11 protein-coding genes are annotated in these 15,195 nt (G+C 69.7%); 4 read left to right on the top strand and 7 right to left on the bottom strand.

All coding sequences use genetic code 11. From position 1 onward, the window contains the following. Positions 1–22 precede the first annotated feature (22 nt). Complete coding sequence (gene ppsA / locus ABIC21_RS05760) at positions 23–2,419, top strand: phosphoenolpyruvate synthase (RefSeq protein WP_354349459.1); 2,397 nt, start codon at positions 23–25, stop codon at positions 2,417–2,419. Here the strand turns inward: ppsA and ABIC21_RS05755 are convergent. Then, positions 2,367–4,295 (bottom strand): heavy metal translocating P-type ATPase, encoded by a 1,929-nt coding sequence (locus tag ABIC21_RS05755; RefSeq protein WP_354349458.1) that lies wholly within the window; start codon positions 4,293–4,295, stop codon positions 2,367–2,369. The two genes, ppsA and ABIC21_RS05755, sit on opposite strands and share 53 nt — an antisense overlap. 227 nt (positions 4,296–4,522) lie before the next feature. On the opposite strand from ABIC21_RS05755, the gene ABIC21_RS05750 reads away from it, so the two are divergent. From ABIC21_RS05750 to ABIC21_RS05740, 3 genes are read left to right on the top strand one after another with little or no spacing between them, the layout of a single operon-like run. Next, a complete protein-coding gene (locus tag ABIC21_RS05750; RefSeq protein ID WP_354349457.1) occupies positions 4,523–5,638 on the top strand; it encodes an SDR family oxidoreductase in 1,116 nt (371 codons plus the stop codon). Positions 5,639–5,670: 32 nt separating this feature from the next. Further along, positions 5,671–6,672, top strand: coding sequence for a polysaccharide deacetylase family protein (locus ABIC21_RS05745; RefSeq protein WP_354349456.1), 1,002 nt, complete (start codon positions 5,671–5,673; stop codon positions 6,670–6,672). After that, positions 6,669–9,842, top strand: a complete 3,174-nt coding sequence (locus ABIC21_RS05740) for an HAD family hydrolase (protein WP_354349455.1) — start codon at positions 6,669–6,671, stop codon at positions 9,840–9,842. The genes ABIC21_RS05745 and ABIC21_RS05740 overlap by 4 nt, the downstream gene beginning before the upstream one ends. Positions 9,843–9,863: 21 nt before the next feature. On the opposite strand, the gene ABIC21_RS05735 is transcribed toward ABIC21_RS05740, so the two are convergent. The 6 genes from ABIC21_RS05735 to ABIC21_RS05710 form a co-directional block, all read right to left on the bottom strand. Continuing rightward, positions 9,864–10,871 (bottom strand): zinc-dependent alcohol dehydrogenase family protein, encoded by a 1,008-nt coding sequence (locus tag ABIC21_RS05735; protein ID WP_354349454.1) that lies wholly within the window; start codon positions 10,869–10,871, stop codon positions 9,864–9,866. Positions 10,872–10,934: 63 nt separating this feature from the next. Further along, positions 10,935–11,873 carry a universal stress protein gene (locus ABIC21_RS05730; protein WP_354349453.1) on the bottom strand — a complete coding sequence of 313 codons (939 nt, stop codon included), beginning with the start codon at positions 11,871–11,873 and terminating at the stop codon, positions 10,935–10,937. Positions 11,874–11,947: 74 nt separating this feature from the next. Continuing rightward, the gene (locus tag ABIC21_RS05725; RefSeq protein WP_354349452.1) at positions 11,948–13,114 is read right to left on the bottom strand and encodes a YihY/virulence factor BrkB family protein; all 1,167 of its coding nucleotides are present in this window, start codon (positions 13,112–13,114) and stop codon (positions 11,948–11,950) included. A gap of 83 nt (positions 13,115–13,197) precedes the next feature. Continuing rightward, the gene (locus tag ABIC21_RS05720) at positions 13,198–13,794 is read right to left on the bottom strand and encodes a DUF3618 domain-containing protein (protein ID WP_354349451.1); all 597 of its coding nucleotides are present in this window, start codon (positions 13,792–13,794) and stop codon (positions 13,198–13,200) included. Between the two features lie 18 nt (positions 13,795–13,812). Then, entirely contained in the window at positions 13,813–14,226 is a 414-nt protein-coding gene (locus ABIC21_RS05715) for a phage holin family protein (RefSeq protein ID WP_354349450.1), read from the bottom strand. Continuing rightward, positions 14,223–15,089, bottom strand: coding sequence for an ATP synthase subunit B family protein (locus ABIC21_RS05710; protein ID WP_354349449.1), 867 nt, complete (start codon positions 15,087–15,089; stop codon positions 14,223–14,225). Before ABIC21_RS05710 ends, ABIC21_RS05715 begins: the two co-directional genes overlap by 4 nt. Positions 15,090–15,195 lie beyond the last annotated feature (106 nt).

The raw sequence follows: 15,195 nt of genomic DNA, 5'->3' as shown, positions 1-15,195 counted from the left end.
GCCGCCGCCACAGGATGGGTTCATGACTGACTCCCCGGTGCTGTGGTTTGACGAGATCGGCATGGGCGATGTCCCGCAGGTGGGCGGCAAGAACGCCTCCCTCGGCGAACTCATCCAGTCCCTCAAAGCCAAGGGCGTGCGTGTGCCGGACGGCTTCGCCACCACCGCCGACGCCTACCGCCGGTTCCTCGAGGCCAACGGGATCGAGGCCGCGATGCGCTCGCGGATCAAGGCCTACCGGTCAGGCGAAACCTCCCTGCGCGCCACGGGGGAGGCCATCCGGGAGCTGTTCCTGGACAGTGAGTTCCCGGCGGACATCGGCGAATCCATCCGCTCCCACTACCGGGAACTGGGCGAGCGTGCCGGACTGGTCCGGCTCTCGGTCGCGGTCCGCAGCAGCGCCACCGCCGAGGACCTGCCCGACGCGAGCTTCGCCGGGCAGCAGGAAACGTTCCTGAACATCGCCGGGGAGCGGGAGCTCCTGGACGCCTGCCGCCGCTGCTACGCTTCCCTGTTCACGGACCGGGCGATCAGCTACCGCGAGGTCAAGGGCTTCGACCACCTCGACGTCGCGCTCTCGATCGGCGTGCAGCGGATGGTGCGCTCCGACGTCGGCGCCTCCGGCGTGATGTTCTCCATCGACACGGATTCCGGCTTTCCCCGGGCGGCCGTGGTCAGCGCCGCCTGGGGCCTGGGCGAAACCGTGGTCCAGGGCACCATCAACCCGGACAAATACCTCGTGTTCAAACCGCTCCTGGCGGCGACCGCGGACGAATTCAGTCCGATCATCGAGAAGACACTCGGCTCCAAGACCCGGAAAATGGTCTACAGCCGGGGCGGCCACGCCCGCACCAAAATGGTGGACACCTCGGAAGCCGAACGCCGCGCCTTTGTCCTGGCCGACGCCGAGATCCTCGCCCTGGCGCGCTGGGCCGTGAGCGTTGAGGAGCACTACGCCCGGCCGATGGACATGGAATGGGCCCGGGACGGCGTGACCGGGGAGCTGTTTATGGTCCAGGCCCGGCCGGAGACGGTCCAGTCGCAGAAGACCGGATCCCGGTTCACCCTCCACCACCTGCTCGAAACCGGCCCCGTGCTGGCGCGCGGCGCCGCGATCGGCGATTCCATCGCGCAGGGCACCGCGTGTGTGATCAGGAGCGCGGCGGACATCGAAAACTTCCGCGACGGCGCCATCCTCGTCACCGAGATGACCGACCCCGACTGGGTTCCCATCATGAAGCGGGCAGCCGGCATCGTGACCGACCACGGCGGTCCCACGAGCCACGCGGCGATTGTGAGCCGCGAACTCGGGGTCCCCGCCGTCGTCGGAACCGGCAACGCCACCACCGTCTTGGGGGAGGGCCTCGCCGTGACCATCTCGTGCGCCGAGGGCGATGAAGGCCGCGTGTACCGGGGCAGCCTGGCGTTTGAAACCGAGGAGGTGGATCTCGGGGAGCTGCCGGAGACGCACACCAAAGTCATGGTGAACATCGCCAGCCCCGCGGCCGCCTTCCAGTGGTGGCGGCTGCCGGCCGACGGCGTCGGGCTGGCCCGGATGGAGTTCATCATCAGCAGCCTGATCCGCGTCCACCCGATGGCGCTGGTCCACCCCGAGCGGGTCACCGACGCCGGGGACGCCGAGCAGATCCGCGTCCTGACCAGCGGCTACGCGGACCCGAAGGACTACTTCGTGGACGCCCTGGCCCTGGGCATCGCCAAGATCGCCGCGGCCTACCATCCCCGGCCGGTGATCGTCCGGCTCAGCGACTTCAAGACGAACGAGTACGCGCACCTGATTGGCGGCTCGGCTTTCGAGGAGCCGGAGGAGAACCCCATGCTCGGGTTCCGCGGTGCCTCCCGCTACTACGACGAGCGCTACCGCGAGGGGTTCGCCCTTGAGTGTGTGGCCCTCAAACGGGTCCGGGAGAAGCTCGGGTTCGGCAACATCATCGTGATGATTCCGTTCTGCCGGACCCCGCAGGAAGCGGACCGGGTGCTTGCCGTGATGGCGGAGAACGGCCTGGTCCGGGGCGAGAACGGCCTGCAGGTCTACATGATGTGCGAGATCCCGTCCAACGTTGTGCTCGCCGAAAAGTTCGCCACCCGCTTCGACGGCTTTTCCATCGGCTCCAATGACCTCACCCAGCTGGTCCTGGGCGTTGACCGGGATTCGGCGCAGCTGGCCTCACTCTTCGATGAGCGGGACGAGGCCGTCATGGCGATGATCAGCGAGGCCATCCGCAAGGCCCACGCCGCCGGGATCAAAATCGGCATCTGCGGCCAGGGTCCCAGCAACCACCCCGAGTTCGCGGCGTTCCTGGTCAGCGAGGGCATCGATTCCATCTCGCTGAACCCGGACAGCTATCTCAGGACCGTTCCGCGGATCGCGGAAGCCGAGAAACAGGCGTCGGCCCGGTAACGCCGGCAGCTTTCTTCCCGGGCGCCCTTGTTCCGGCGCCCTTCTTGCCCGGGCTGAGTGCGCGCAGCGCATTAAGGATAGTGGCCAGATCCACGAGTTCCTGGGACAGGGCTCCGGCGATGGCCGGGATATAGCCGGCCGCCGCCGCGACCATCAGCGCCACGCTCAGCCCGATCCCGATCCAGATGCTCTGCAGCGCCACCTTGACGGTGCGCTGGCCGATCCGCACCGCGGAGGCGGCCTTGGACAGGTCATCAAGGATGATCACGACGTCGGCCGACTCGCCTGCCGCCGTCGAGCCGCGCGCCCCCATCGCGATCCCGACGTCGGCGACGGCCAGGACGGGGGCGTCGTTGACGCCGTCGCCGACCATCATGACCGGGCGGAGCGGCAGGGACCGGACGGCTTCGACCTTGTCCGGCGGCAGGCACTCGGCGCGGACATCGGTGAGCCCGGCCTCGGCCGCGATGTGCTCGGCGGTGGCGAGCGCATCGCCGGTCAGCATGACCGTCTGGATGACGCCGAGTTCCTTGAGCTCGGCCAGGGTGCGGCGGGCCTCCCCGCGGATCGGGTCGCTCATCACCAGGGACCCAGCGAATTCCCCGGCCACGCCCACGTAGATGGCGAGTTCGCCGCTGGCCAGCTTCGTCTCCACGACGCCGGCGGCCGATTCAGCCACGAATTTGGGCTTGCCGACCACCACGTCGCGGCCGTCGAAGCGGGCCCGGACGCCGTGCGTGGCGAATTCGGTGGCCTCCGTGGCGGTGTCGAAGGCCAGCCCGCGGCTGTGCGCGGCGTCCATCACCGAGGCGGCCAGCACGTGCGAGGAATACTGTTCGGCGGAGGCCGCCAGGCCGAGGACCTCGTCCTCGGTGAAGGACCCCGAGGTCCGGACCCCGACCAGGGCCGGTCGGCCGTAGGTGAGGGTGCCGGTCTTGTCGAAGGCGACGGTCTTGATCCGGCTCAGTTGTTCCAGGACACCGGCGTATTTGACGATGATTCCGCCGCGCGCGGCACGGCTCATGCCGCCCAGGAACGCCACCGGAGCGGCGATCAGCAGGGGGCACGGGGTGGCCACCACCAGCACCTCCGCGAACCGGGCCGGGCTGCCGCTGATAATCCAGCCGACCGCGCCCAGAAAGTAGGCGAGGGCCGTGAACGGAACGGCATACCGGTCCGCGAGCCGCACCATGGGCGCCTTGCTTTCCGCGGCTTCCTTGACCAGGGCAACGATGCGGCTGTACTGCGAATCCTCCATCCGGGCCGTGACCTGCATCCGGACCGCGGCCTCCCCGTTGAGGGAGCCGCTCATCAGCCCCTCACCGGCAACCCTTTCCACCGGCAGGCTCTCCCCGGTGAGCGAGGATTCGTCGAAGCTGCCGGATTCGGAGAGCAGGACGCCGTCCAGCGGCACCACCTCACCCGGCCGCACCAGCAGGATGTCACCGACCTGGACCTCGGTGGCGGCGACATCCTCGTGCTGGCCGTTTTCGGCGGCGGAGCTCCCGGCGCGTTCACGGTGGGCCGTCTGCGGGACGCGCTCCAGCAGGGATGTCAGCTCTTTCTTGGCCCGGCCGGCCGCGTAGTCCTCCAGGGCGGTGCCGCCGGCCATCATCAGGACAATGATCATGGAGGCGATGTACTCGCCGACGAGCACCGTGCTGACGATCGCGGTGACCGCCAGGATGTCGATGCCCCACTGGCCGCCGATCAGCCGGCGGACCATGCCGACGGCCAGGTAGGCTGCCACGGCCAGGGCATAGACGCTGGCGGAGACCTGCGCAATCAGCGGCTGCCCGGACAGGAGCAGTATCAGCACCGCGAGCAGGGCAGCTATGGTGCCCGCAACAAGCGGATACCGGAGCAAAAGTTTCACGGATATCCTGCCTTCGCATTCGGGCCATCTTCACGAATGATCCACTATTTGCATCCTACTGCGGCCCCCTTCCCTGATGGTCCGTGCGGGCACAGGTTACGAATCCGCCAGCGGGCGGTCGCCTCACGGGCATGAGACGCTGGACCGGGGCGGGGAAGGATCCGTCCCGGCTGGACCGGCCCGCAGGTTGGGGCCGGTCCAGCCGGGACAGTACCAGGAGGAATGGCGTGCGAAGCAGTTCAGACACCGGTGAGACCAAGACTGCCCTGGTGGTCGGAGCCAGCGGGATTGCCGGATCCGCCTTGGTCGACAGGCTCGCGGACGCGGGCTGGGACGTTGTGGCACTCTCCCGCAGCCCGCTCCGGCGCAGTGACGTCCGCCATGTGAGCGCGGACCTGAATTCGGTGGAGAGCCTGCGGGAAGCCCTGGCGGGCGAACAGCCGAGCCATGTGTTCTACACCGCGTGGTCGCGGATGAACACGGAACAGGAAAACATCGAGACCAACGCGGCCATGCTGCGGAACCTGCTGGCCAGCCTGGCCGGCCATCCGGTGGAGCACGTGGCCCTGATGACCGGGCTGAAGCACTATCTGGGCCCGTTTGAGGCGTATGCGGCGGGGGAGATGCCGGACACCCCCTTCCGCGAAAACGAACCGAGGTTGCCGACGCCTAACTTCTACTATGCCCAGGAAGACGAGTTGTGGGCCGCCGCCGGGAAACAGGGCTTTGGCTGGTCCGTGCACCGGGCGCATACGGTGATCGGGCATGCGGTCGGCAACGCCATGAACATGGGACTTACGCTCGCCGTCCAGGCCTCCATCTGCCGGGAACTCGGCCAGCCGTTCATCTTCCCGGGCTCCGAGACGCAGTGGAACAGCCTCACGGACATGACGGACAGCGGGCTGCTGGCCGACCACATGATCTGGGCCGCCACCGCCGGCGGAGTGGGCGACGAGGCCTACAACATCGTCAACGGCGACATCTTCCGCTGGCGGCGCATGTGGCCTGCGCTGGCCGCCTATTTCGGCGTCGAACCCGTCGGGTACGACGGCCAGCCCCGCCCGCTGGAACAACAGATGCTCGGCATGGAGGGCCTCTGGGCAGACATCGCCGCCCGCCACGGGCTCGCCGAACCCGATCTCGCACGGCTCGCCTCCTGGTGGCACACGGACGGTGATCTGGGCCGGAACCTCGAAGTCGTCACCGACATGAGCAAGAGCCGCCTTGCCGGCTTCACCGGGTACCGCCGCACGGAAGACTCCTTCACCCGGTTGTTCGACCGGCTCCGGGCCGGCCGCCTGATACCGGCAGCGTCCGGCACCCCGGGGGCCTTTCAGCCCTAGTTTGGCTGTGGCCGGTGGTGCCACAGTGAAGCATGTGGTCGTTCCTGTCCGAGCGGCGCCGGTGGCTTGTGGCCGTGGCCGCGGTGCTTCTGCTGTCCGCCGCGGTGGTCCTGGCCGCCGCCCTGACAGCGGTCCCGCCGTCGGCCGGCCCGTCCCCATCCGAGTCGTCACCGCAGCCCACCGTGCCGCCTTCGCCGTCGGTTCCGGCTACGGCCGGCCCGTCGGACAGTGCGACGCCGGGTCTGTCGCCGTCCGAGGTTCCGGTCCCCACCCCCAGCGAAACGGTTCCGGCCGAGCCCGCGCCGATGCCCACCAGCCCGCCGCCCCCGCCTACCGCAACGCCGTCGCCTGAACCCCCGTCGCCTGAACCCCCGTCTCCTGCCCCGGCGGCACCGTTCCCCGCCGCGCTCGCCGGCCGCGACCTCGAGGTGATTCCGGGGGCCGGTACGGTGGTGGCGCTGACCTTCGACGCCGGAGCCAACTCCGCCGGGCTGCCCAGCATCCTCCGGACCCTGGCCGCCACCGGCGTGCGCGGCACGTTCTTCCTCACCGGCAACTGGGCCGCCGCGAACCCGGCGGGAGTCGCGGCCATCGTGGCGGGCGGCCACCGGCTGGGCAACCATTCGATGACCCATCCGGGCTTCACAGGGCTCCCCGACTCCGCGATCGGGAGCCAGCTGTCCGGAGCAGAGCAGGCCATCCGGGCCGGCGGAGGGGATCCGCGGCCGCTGTTCCGCTTCCCCTTCGGCGAACGCGACGCCCGCACCATCGCCACAGTCAACGCCTACGGCTACCTGCCCGTCCGCTGGACCGTGGACACCCTGGGCTGGAAGGGCAGCAGCGGAGGGATCACCGCCCAGATCGTGGCGGACCGGGTGCTCGCCGGGCTCCGGCCCGGGGAGATCGTGCTGATGCACATCGGCTCGAACCCCAACGACGGGACCACCCTCGACGCCGACGCGTTGCCCGGGGTGATCGAGCGGATCCGCGCGGCCGGATACGGCTTCACCACCCTCGATGCGCTGCTGGCATGACGGAGTCGCCCACCCTCGCCGCCGCGCTGGCACCCGTCGATGCCGTGATCTTTGACCTCGACGGGGTGGTCACGGACACGGCCGAGCTCCGCGCGGCTGCGTGGAAGCAGCTCTTCGACGGCGTCCTCCAGGACCCTCGGCTGCCCGCCGGGACGCGCCGGGACCCGTTCAGCACCGAGGACTACCTGGACCTCGTGGCGGGCCGGACCTGGGAGGACGCGGTCAGCACCTTCCTGCGCTCCCGCGGCGGGGCCATCCCGGACGGCTCACCGTCGGATGGCCCCGGGGAGTGGACCGCCTTCGGCCTCGCAGCACGCCAGAACGAACTCTTCGACAAACTCCTCGGCACCAACCCGGTCCGGGCCTTCCCCGGCACCGCGGACCTGCTCGGCCGGCTGAAGGCCGGCCGGATCCCGGTGGTGCTCGCCACCTCCGCCAGGAACGCCGGCGCGCTGCTGGCCGCCGCCGGGCTCGCGGACGCCTTCGACCACATCATCGACGGGCAGACGGCCCTGGAGCGCGATTTCGCGGGAAAACCGGCCCCCGCGCTGCCGCTGGAAGCGGTGCGCCGGTTGGAGATCCCGCCCGCCCGGGCGATGGTCATCGAGGAATCCGTGACTGGAGTGGAGGCCGGGCGGCGCGGCGGCTTCGGGCTGGTGGTCGGCATCGACCGGGCCGGGCGCCGGGATCCGCTGGAAGCGGCGGGCGCCGACGTCGTCGTCGAGGATGTCAGCCAACTGGACATCGGCCTCGTCATCACGCACCCGTGGCTGCTGGTCTACGAGGGCTTCGACCCGGCGCACGAGGGCCACCGGGAAGCCCTCACCACCCTGGGCAACGGGTACCTTGCCACCCGGGGAGCCGCGCCGGAGCACCGGGCAGGGGCGGTGCACTATCCCGGCAGCTATCTCGCCGGGGTCTACAACAGCCTGCACAGTGTGGTCCTGGACCAGGAATCCGACGACGAGCACATGGTCAACATCCCCGACTGGCTGCCCCTGGACCTCCGGATCGGCGACGGCGCCTGGTGGTCCGACGGCGGGCTCTCGCTCCGCAGCGAGCGGCGCACCCTGGACCTGAAGCGGGCGCTGCTGACCCGGGAGGCGCTCCTGGAGGACGACGCCGGCCGGCAGCTCCGGCTGCTGCAGCGCCGCCTGGTGTCCATGGCCACCCCGAACCTCGCCGCCCTGGAAACCGTCGTCACGGCGGTCGGCTGGAGCGGGGGCGTCAGCATCCGCAGCGGCTGCGACACGGACGTCACCAACTCCAATGTCCCCGAGGACGCGTCCCTGTCGAGCCGGCACCTGGGGTCCGTCAAGGCGGCCGCCTCCGTGGCCGGCCCGGGCCTCGCCGGCCTCACGGTCGAGGTCCGGACCGTCACCAGCGGGATCGGGATCGCCCTGGCCCTCCGGACCGAAGTGTCCGGGGCCAGCGGGCCGGCGGGGGCCGGGATACCTGAACAGCTGGGCGGGCTGCACGCCCACCGCTTCGAGCTTTCCGTGAATGCGGAGGAGCCGCTGACCGTGCTCAAGACCGTGGCCGTGGCGTCCTCCCGAGACCACGCCATCGCCTCGCCGCTGGCGGCCGCCCGGGCCGCCCTGGCCCGCGCCCCGGGCGGTTTCGCTGCCCTGCTGGCCGAGCACGAGGCCGCGTGGGAGATCCTGCTCAAGCCGTTCATCATTGAGTTCGACGCGAGCTCGCAGGCGCAGCTCATCCTCAACCTGCACGTCTTCCACCTGCTGCAGACGCTCACCACCCACACCGCCGAACTCGACGCCGGCGTCCCGGCCCGCGGGCTGCACGGCGAGGGCTACCGGGGGCACATCTTCTGGGATGAACTCTTCGTCCTGCCGGTGCTGAACTCGCGGCTGCCGTCCCTCGCCCGGGAGCTGGTCGACTACCGTTGGCGGCGGCTCGGCGCCGCCCGGGACGCGGCGCGGGCGGCGGGGCTGAAGGGGGCGCTGTTCCCGTGGCAAAGCGGCAGCGACGGCACGGAACAGACGCCGAAGCTGCTGTTCAACCGAAGGTCCGGGCACTGGATGCAGGACTACTCCCGGCTCCAGCGGCATGTTGGCCTCGCCGTCGCCTATAACGCCTGGCAGTACTTCGAGGCGACCCAGGACCGCGGCTGGCTGACCGAGCACGGGGCGGAAATCATCGTCGACGTCGCCCGGCTGTTCGCCTCGATGGCGGAGTTCGACCCGGCGGATGACCGCTTCCACCTCCGGGGCGTGATGGGCCCGGATGAATACCACACCGGGAATCCCGGCGACCCGGGCGGCGGACTGAACGACAACGCCTACACCAATGTCATGGCGGCCTGGGTGTTCGACCAGGCCGTCTGGATCATGCATTCCGTCCGGGGATTCGACATGGAGGAGCTGCGGGCCCGGCTGATGGTCACCGCCGCCGAGATCGAGGCCTGGGAACACCTGAGCCGGCGCATGTTTGTTCCGTTCCACGACGACGGCGTCATCAGCCAGTTCGACGGCTACAGCGCGCTCCGGGAACTCGACTGGAAGCACTACCGCCGCAGCTACGGGCTCATCGAGCGGCTGGACCTGATCCTGGAGGCGGAAGGGGACAGCACCAACCACTACCGGCTGGCCAAACAGGCCGACGTCCTGATGCTGCTGTACGTCCTGGGCGAGGACCAGCTCATCGAGTTCCTGGCCCGGATGGGCTACGCCGTCACTTCCGCGCAGATGGCCGCCACGGTGGACTTCTACCTGGCCAGGACGGCGCACGGATCCACGCTCAGCCGGGTGGCCCATGCCTCTGTACTGGCGCAACGGGACCCCGAGCGGGCGTGGGCGGTGTTCCGGGAGGCTCTGGACGCGGACCTGGACGACACACAGGGCGGAACCACCAGCTCCGGCATCCATCTGGGCGCCATGGCCGGGACGATCGACGTCGTCCAGCGCAGCTTCGCCGGGCTGCGGATCACGCGCGACGCCCTCGACTTCACGCCCCGGCTGCCCGTCGAGCTCAGCCGCCTGGATTTCCACGTCCGCTACCGGGACCAGATGCTCGCCGTCCAGCTGGAACGGGACCGGCTGACGGTGTCCGCGGCCCCCGGTGACGCCGCCCCTGTGCTGGTGCGGGTGGGAACCCAGCGGGTGCTGCTCAAGGCCGGCCAGGAACACCTCTTCCTGCGCAAGGAGGGCTGACCCGGCTGGAGCGCCAGGCCGCTACGGAGCGTCCATCCGGAGCACGGCCGCGCCGGTGACCCGGTCCTCCGACAGGTCCAGCAGGGCCTGGTCCGCTGCCGAGAACGGATACGGCACCGTGGTGGGGCGCAGCGGGATCTCAGCGGCGACGCGGAAAAACTCCTCGCCGTCGGCCCTGGTGTTGGCGGTGACACTGCGCAGCTGGCGTTCCTGGAACAGCTCCGTGGCGTAGTGCAGCGGCGGAATGTCACTCAGGTGGATGCCGGCCACGGCGAGCGTGCCGCCCCGGTCCAGGGCCCGCAGGGCCACCGGAACCAGGCTGCCGGCCGGCGCGAAGAGGATGGCGGAATCCAGCGGATCCGGCGGTTGCTCCTCGGCGCCGCCGACAAAGGTCGCCCCCAGCTCGAGGGCGAGGGCGCGCGCTTCCTCGGACCGGGTCATCACGTACACGCGGGCGCCCTGGAAGAGGGCGATCTGGGCCGCCAGGTGCGCGGATCCGCCGAAGCCGTAGATCCCCAGCCGTCCGCCGATGGGCAGGTCGGCTCGGGACAGCGCGCGGTAGCCGATGATCCCCGCGCACAGCAGGGGTGCGGCCTCCTCGTCCGAGAAGCTCGACGGGAGCCGGTACGCGAACTTCTCGGCCACCGTGATGAGTTCGGCGTAGCCGCCGTCGCGGTCCCACCCCGTGAACACCGGGAAGAGGCAGAGGTTCTCCGCGCCGCGCAGGCAGAAGCGGCAGGTGCCGCAGGTCCCGCCGAGCCAGGCGACGCCCACCCGGTCGCCGGGGGAGAACCGCGTGGCGCGCGCCCCGCAGGTGATGACTTCGCCGACGACTTCGTGCCCCGGAATGACGCCGTGGCGCCGCGGCGGGAGGTCGCCCTCGGCCAGGTGCAGGTCGGTGCGGCAGACGCCGCACACCCGGACCCGCAGCAGCACCTCCCCGGGACCCGGCCGGGGATCCGGGCACTCCTCCGCCACCAGGGGGCCGCTTCTCATCGGCCCGGGCTGTCCTACCCGCCAGGCTCGCACGGGCGTCCTCCTCTGCTAGAACCTCCAGCTCCCCTCTGAAGGCGGTGGTCCGGTGGAGCGGGGTCAGCGCGTTATCAGGACATTGCAGCGCGCCTTGTTCAGGATGCCCGAGACGGTGTTGCCCGGGCCGCCGCCCTCGCGGTTGTGGGTTCCGATGACCAGCACCTCGGCGTCACCGGCGGCCGCCAGCAGCTCCTTGGACGCCGCGTGGCCTTCCCGCAGGACCCCGGAGATTGACAGCTCCGGGGCGAGGTGTCGGGCCTCCTCCAGGGTGCGGTCCAGGAGTTCCTGGCCGTGCAGCGGGCCGTGCCGGCCGTGCCCTTCCCGGGCGCCGCCGCGGGACTGGTCAATGTGGACGACCTGCAGGGTGGTGCCCAGCATTCCCGCCAACTTGACGGCGCCGGCCAGCGCCGCGGAACTCCGGGACGTCCCGTCGATGCCAACGACGACGGGCCCGGCGGGCTGGCCGGGGCTTCGCAGCTGGCGGATGACCATCAAAGGGCAGGGGGAGGAGCCGGCCAGGTCGAGACAGACCGATCCGGCCACGTGCCCCAGCACGCCGCCGAGTCCGCGGCTGCTGACCACCAGGAGGCGGGCGTCACTGGCGGCATCGCGCAGCACCGCAGCCGGAAGGCCGGTTTCCAGGACACCCTCGACGCCGGAAGCGGGCTCCGCCGCTTCACCGCCGCCGGCCGGGGCGGACGATGCGGCCGAGCCCTGCGCGGACAGGCCCTGCGCGTCGGCGATGGCCGTTCGGGCCAGATCAACACCTTCCGCCAGAACCACCTCGGCCCCGTGCCGCAGCCCGCTGCCTTCCACACCCTTGACCGGTCCGAGCTTCTTGGTGAAGATGGGCCAGACCCAGGCGTGCACCACGCGGAGCCGGTACCCTCCGGAGGCCGCGTACCCGGCGGCCCACCGGACGGCCGCCCGCGCCGCCTCGGACCCGTCGTAGCCCACTGCCACGGTGGTGCGTTCGTCCCCTGCAGCGGGTGCCGTCATGCGTCCTCCCGGTCGGCCAGGTCCGCCTCCGGGCGGCACTTTGCCCCCAGTAGAACGCAGGGTCCCGGAAAGGGCTAGGGGCTTTGGTCCCGCGGGTTGCGGGGATCCTGGTCCCGGGCGGACCGGGAATCCGTAGCGGCGTCAGAGTCAGCGTTGCTGCTCCGTACACGCAGTTCACGGCCGCGCTGGATGTCCTCCTCTTCACGCGCCTGCAGCTTGTCGCTCTGCTTGGTGTCCCGGGGTGGCAGCTGGATGGTTTCCTCGGCTTCGATGCCGGCCTGCAGCTGGCGGCCGCGTTCCATTTCGGCGTCGAATTCGGCGCCGAACAGCAGCGACATGTTGAGGATCCAGAGCCACAGCAGCGAAACAATGACGCCGCCGATCGTGCCGTAGGTCTCGTTGTAGCTGCTGAAGTTGGCAACGTAGAAGCCGAAGGCCAGGGAGGCCAGCAGGAAGATCGCCAGGGCGATGAGGGATCCGAGGCTCATCCAGCGGAACTTGGGCTGTTTAACGTTGGGGGTGGCGTAGTAGAGGATGGCGATCGCGGCCACCACGAGCAGCACGATGAGGGGCCACTTGGCGATGTTCCAAATGGTGAGGACCACGTCACCGAGGCCGAGGGCGTTGCCGACCGACTCTGCCACCGGGCCGCTGAGGACCAGCATGGCGGCCAGCAGCACAACGATCAGGACGGTGGCGATGGTGACCGCGAGCATGGTTCCGCGAAGCTTGACGAACGGCCGGCCTTCATCGATTTCGTAGATCCGGTTCATGGCCCGGCCAAACGCCCCCACGTAGCCGGAGGCGGACCACAGGGCGGTGAGGATGCCGATCACCAGCGTAAGTCCGGCGGCGGAGGAACTGCTGAGCTGTTCGACCGGCGCGCGGATGGCGTCCACCGTCTCAGCTGGCGCGAAACCCTGGACGATGTCCAGCAGTGCCCCGGTGGTCTTCTCGGGCTGTCCAAAGATGCCCAGCAGCGATACGAGGGCCAACAGCGCCGGGAAAATCGAGAGCACCGAGTAGTAGGTCAGGGCCGCGGCGAGGTCGGGGCACTGGTCCTTGGTGAATTCGCGGAAGGTCTTCTTGGCGATGTACTGCCATGAGGGCTTGGTGACATCCGTGGGGCTGTCCGGTTTGCGGGCGTCGTCCGGGGCGGGCGCCGTGCGGTCCTTGACGGTGCTGCTTTCCTGCGTTTCGGCGTCGGCCGGCGTTTGTGCCGCGGCGGGATTCTTGGACATGGAAATACTTCCTTCAGGGGTTAAGTGCGTCAGCCGGCCGCCCGGCGCGTGAGCGCAGGACGGCCGGCCGGGTGCCGGCGGGATCAGGCCTGCCGGACGTTGTCCTTGGCCTCGGCGGTGCGGTCCTTGACGTCCGCCACGGCGCCCTGGCCTTCGGCTTTGACGTGTTCGGTCGCATCGGCGGCCGTGGCCTTGACGTTGTCCATCGCGGCCTGGGCAGGCTCCTTGAGCCCCTCCGCCACGTGCTTGGCGGCCTCGGTGAGTTCCGTGGTGAGCGGTTCGGCCGCGGTCTTCAGGGCATCCGCGGCTTCGCGTTCCTTCTGGCTGGCCGGGATCAGGGAGGAGACCAACAGGCCGGCCCCGAACGCGATCAGACCTGCCGCCAGCGGGTTGCCTTGGGTCTTGGTCCTGACCTGCGTCGGGGTGTCCCCGATGGCTGCACCGGCGTCGCTGAGGTGCGCCCCGGCGGTGCCGGTGGCGGAGTGGACATTGCCGGCGGTGTGGTCGGCAGCTCCCATGACTTTCTCCTTCACTCCAAAGACGGCATCTTTAACTCTGTCGGTCTGCCGCTGGACGATGTGGGACGGGGTGACCTTGTCCGCTACGGCATCGACATTCGTGCCCAGCCGCGCGCGGGTTGCTTCAATATCTGCTCGGATGACATCCGGGTTTTCACTCATCGTGTTTCCTCGCTGTATTTAGGGGGTGGGCTTGAGCGTGGGCGGGATTTCCTGCAGTGTCTCGCCGGTCTGGGGCATGCCCTTGATCGCGTTGAGTTCCTTGCGGCCCTTGGCTGCCAGGATGGCGGCGACGATTCCCCAGATGATGGCGACGACGACGCCGGACCAGCCCAGCCCCAGAACGTTCCCGAGCGCCCACCAGAGCGCCAGGGACAGGAACAGGAGGACGAAGTGGCCGGCGACGCCGGCACCGGCCAGCATCCCGGCGCCCTTGCCGGCGCGGGTCGCGGACTGCTTGAGTTCGACCTTCGCCAGCTCGACTTCCTGCCGCATGAGGGTGGACATGTCCCGCGTCACCTCGCCCAGGAGGTCGCCGAGGGATGACGTTTCGGCCTTGGCGTGCGCGGCGGTGTGGGGCATTTCGCTGGTCATCGACGGCCACCATCAAAGGGATCATCACGGAACGGATCCTGCCGGGCCGGGTCCGTCACCACTGGCTCGGAAGCCCAGCGGTCCTGCCGGCCGCCGTCGCCGAGCGGATCGGCGTCGAGCGGATTCGGCGGGTACGTCTCCGCGAAGCCGGCCGTTGTGGTTTCCGGGACAGGCATCTGCACGGGCGGCGGCGGAACGGCCATCCCGGTGTCCGGGACCCGGGTGACGGGGGTCGTGACGGCGCCGGTGGCGCCCGTTTCCGGCGCTCCGGCGCTCAGGCTGCGGCTGAGGCGCCCGGCCAGGACGCCGGCACCGGCCGCGAGCAGCAGGAACGTGCCGGGGCGCTGGCGGGCAAAGGACTTCACCTCGGTCAGCAACGAACCCGGATCGCGGCCATCGAGCCAGCCGGCGACGGCGGAGGACCGCTCGGCGGCCTGGCGCACGAGGTCGCTGGCGACGCCGGGCTGCTCGGAGGCGGTGGCCATGGTGTGCAGTTCGGTGGAGATCGAGCGCAGGCCCTCGGCGACCTTCTGCTGCTGGGTGCCGGCCTGGTCGGTCAGGTCGGACTTGGCCTGGTACAGGAGATCCCGGGCGTTCGTCTTCACTTCGGAAGCGACATTGGCGGCTTCCGTTTTGGCCGTCTCCGCCACTGTCTGGGCGGAATCGGTGGCCTGGCGCTTGAGGTCGGCTGCTTCGTCCCGGGCCGCATCGGTCCTGGAGCCCCCGCCGTCGGTGGGGGTGGCGGTCGTCGGGTTCCCGCCGTTCGCCGCCGGCGGGAAGGTGGTTTCCGGCCGGAGGGGTGTCTGCTGGGTGGCCATGGGAGTGCCGTAGCTACCGTCCTGGGGCCATTTGTTCTCTGTCATCTTCGCTCTCTTTTCAAGATCGGCTGCTGATCACAAACCAGCATCAACTGGGGTGCTAATAGTAAGCATGATTACTAGTAATTAGTAAGTACCCTTTGCTTAATTC

Source organism: Pseudarthrobacter sp. PvP090, assembly GCF_040547365.1.
GTDB lineage: Bacteria > Actinomycetota > Actinomycetes > Actinomycetales > Micrococcaceae > Arthrobacter.
The sequence above is the reverse complement of the archived record's forward strand: the minus strand, read 5'-3'. Positions and strand labels throughout refer to the sequence as shown.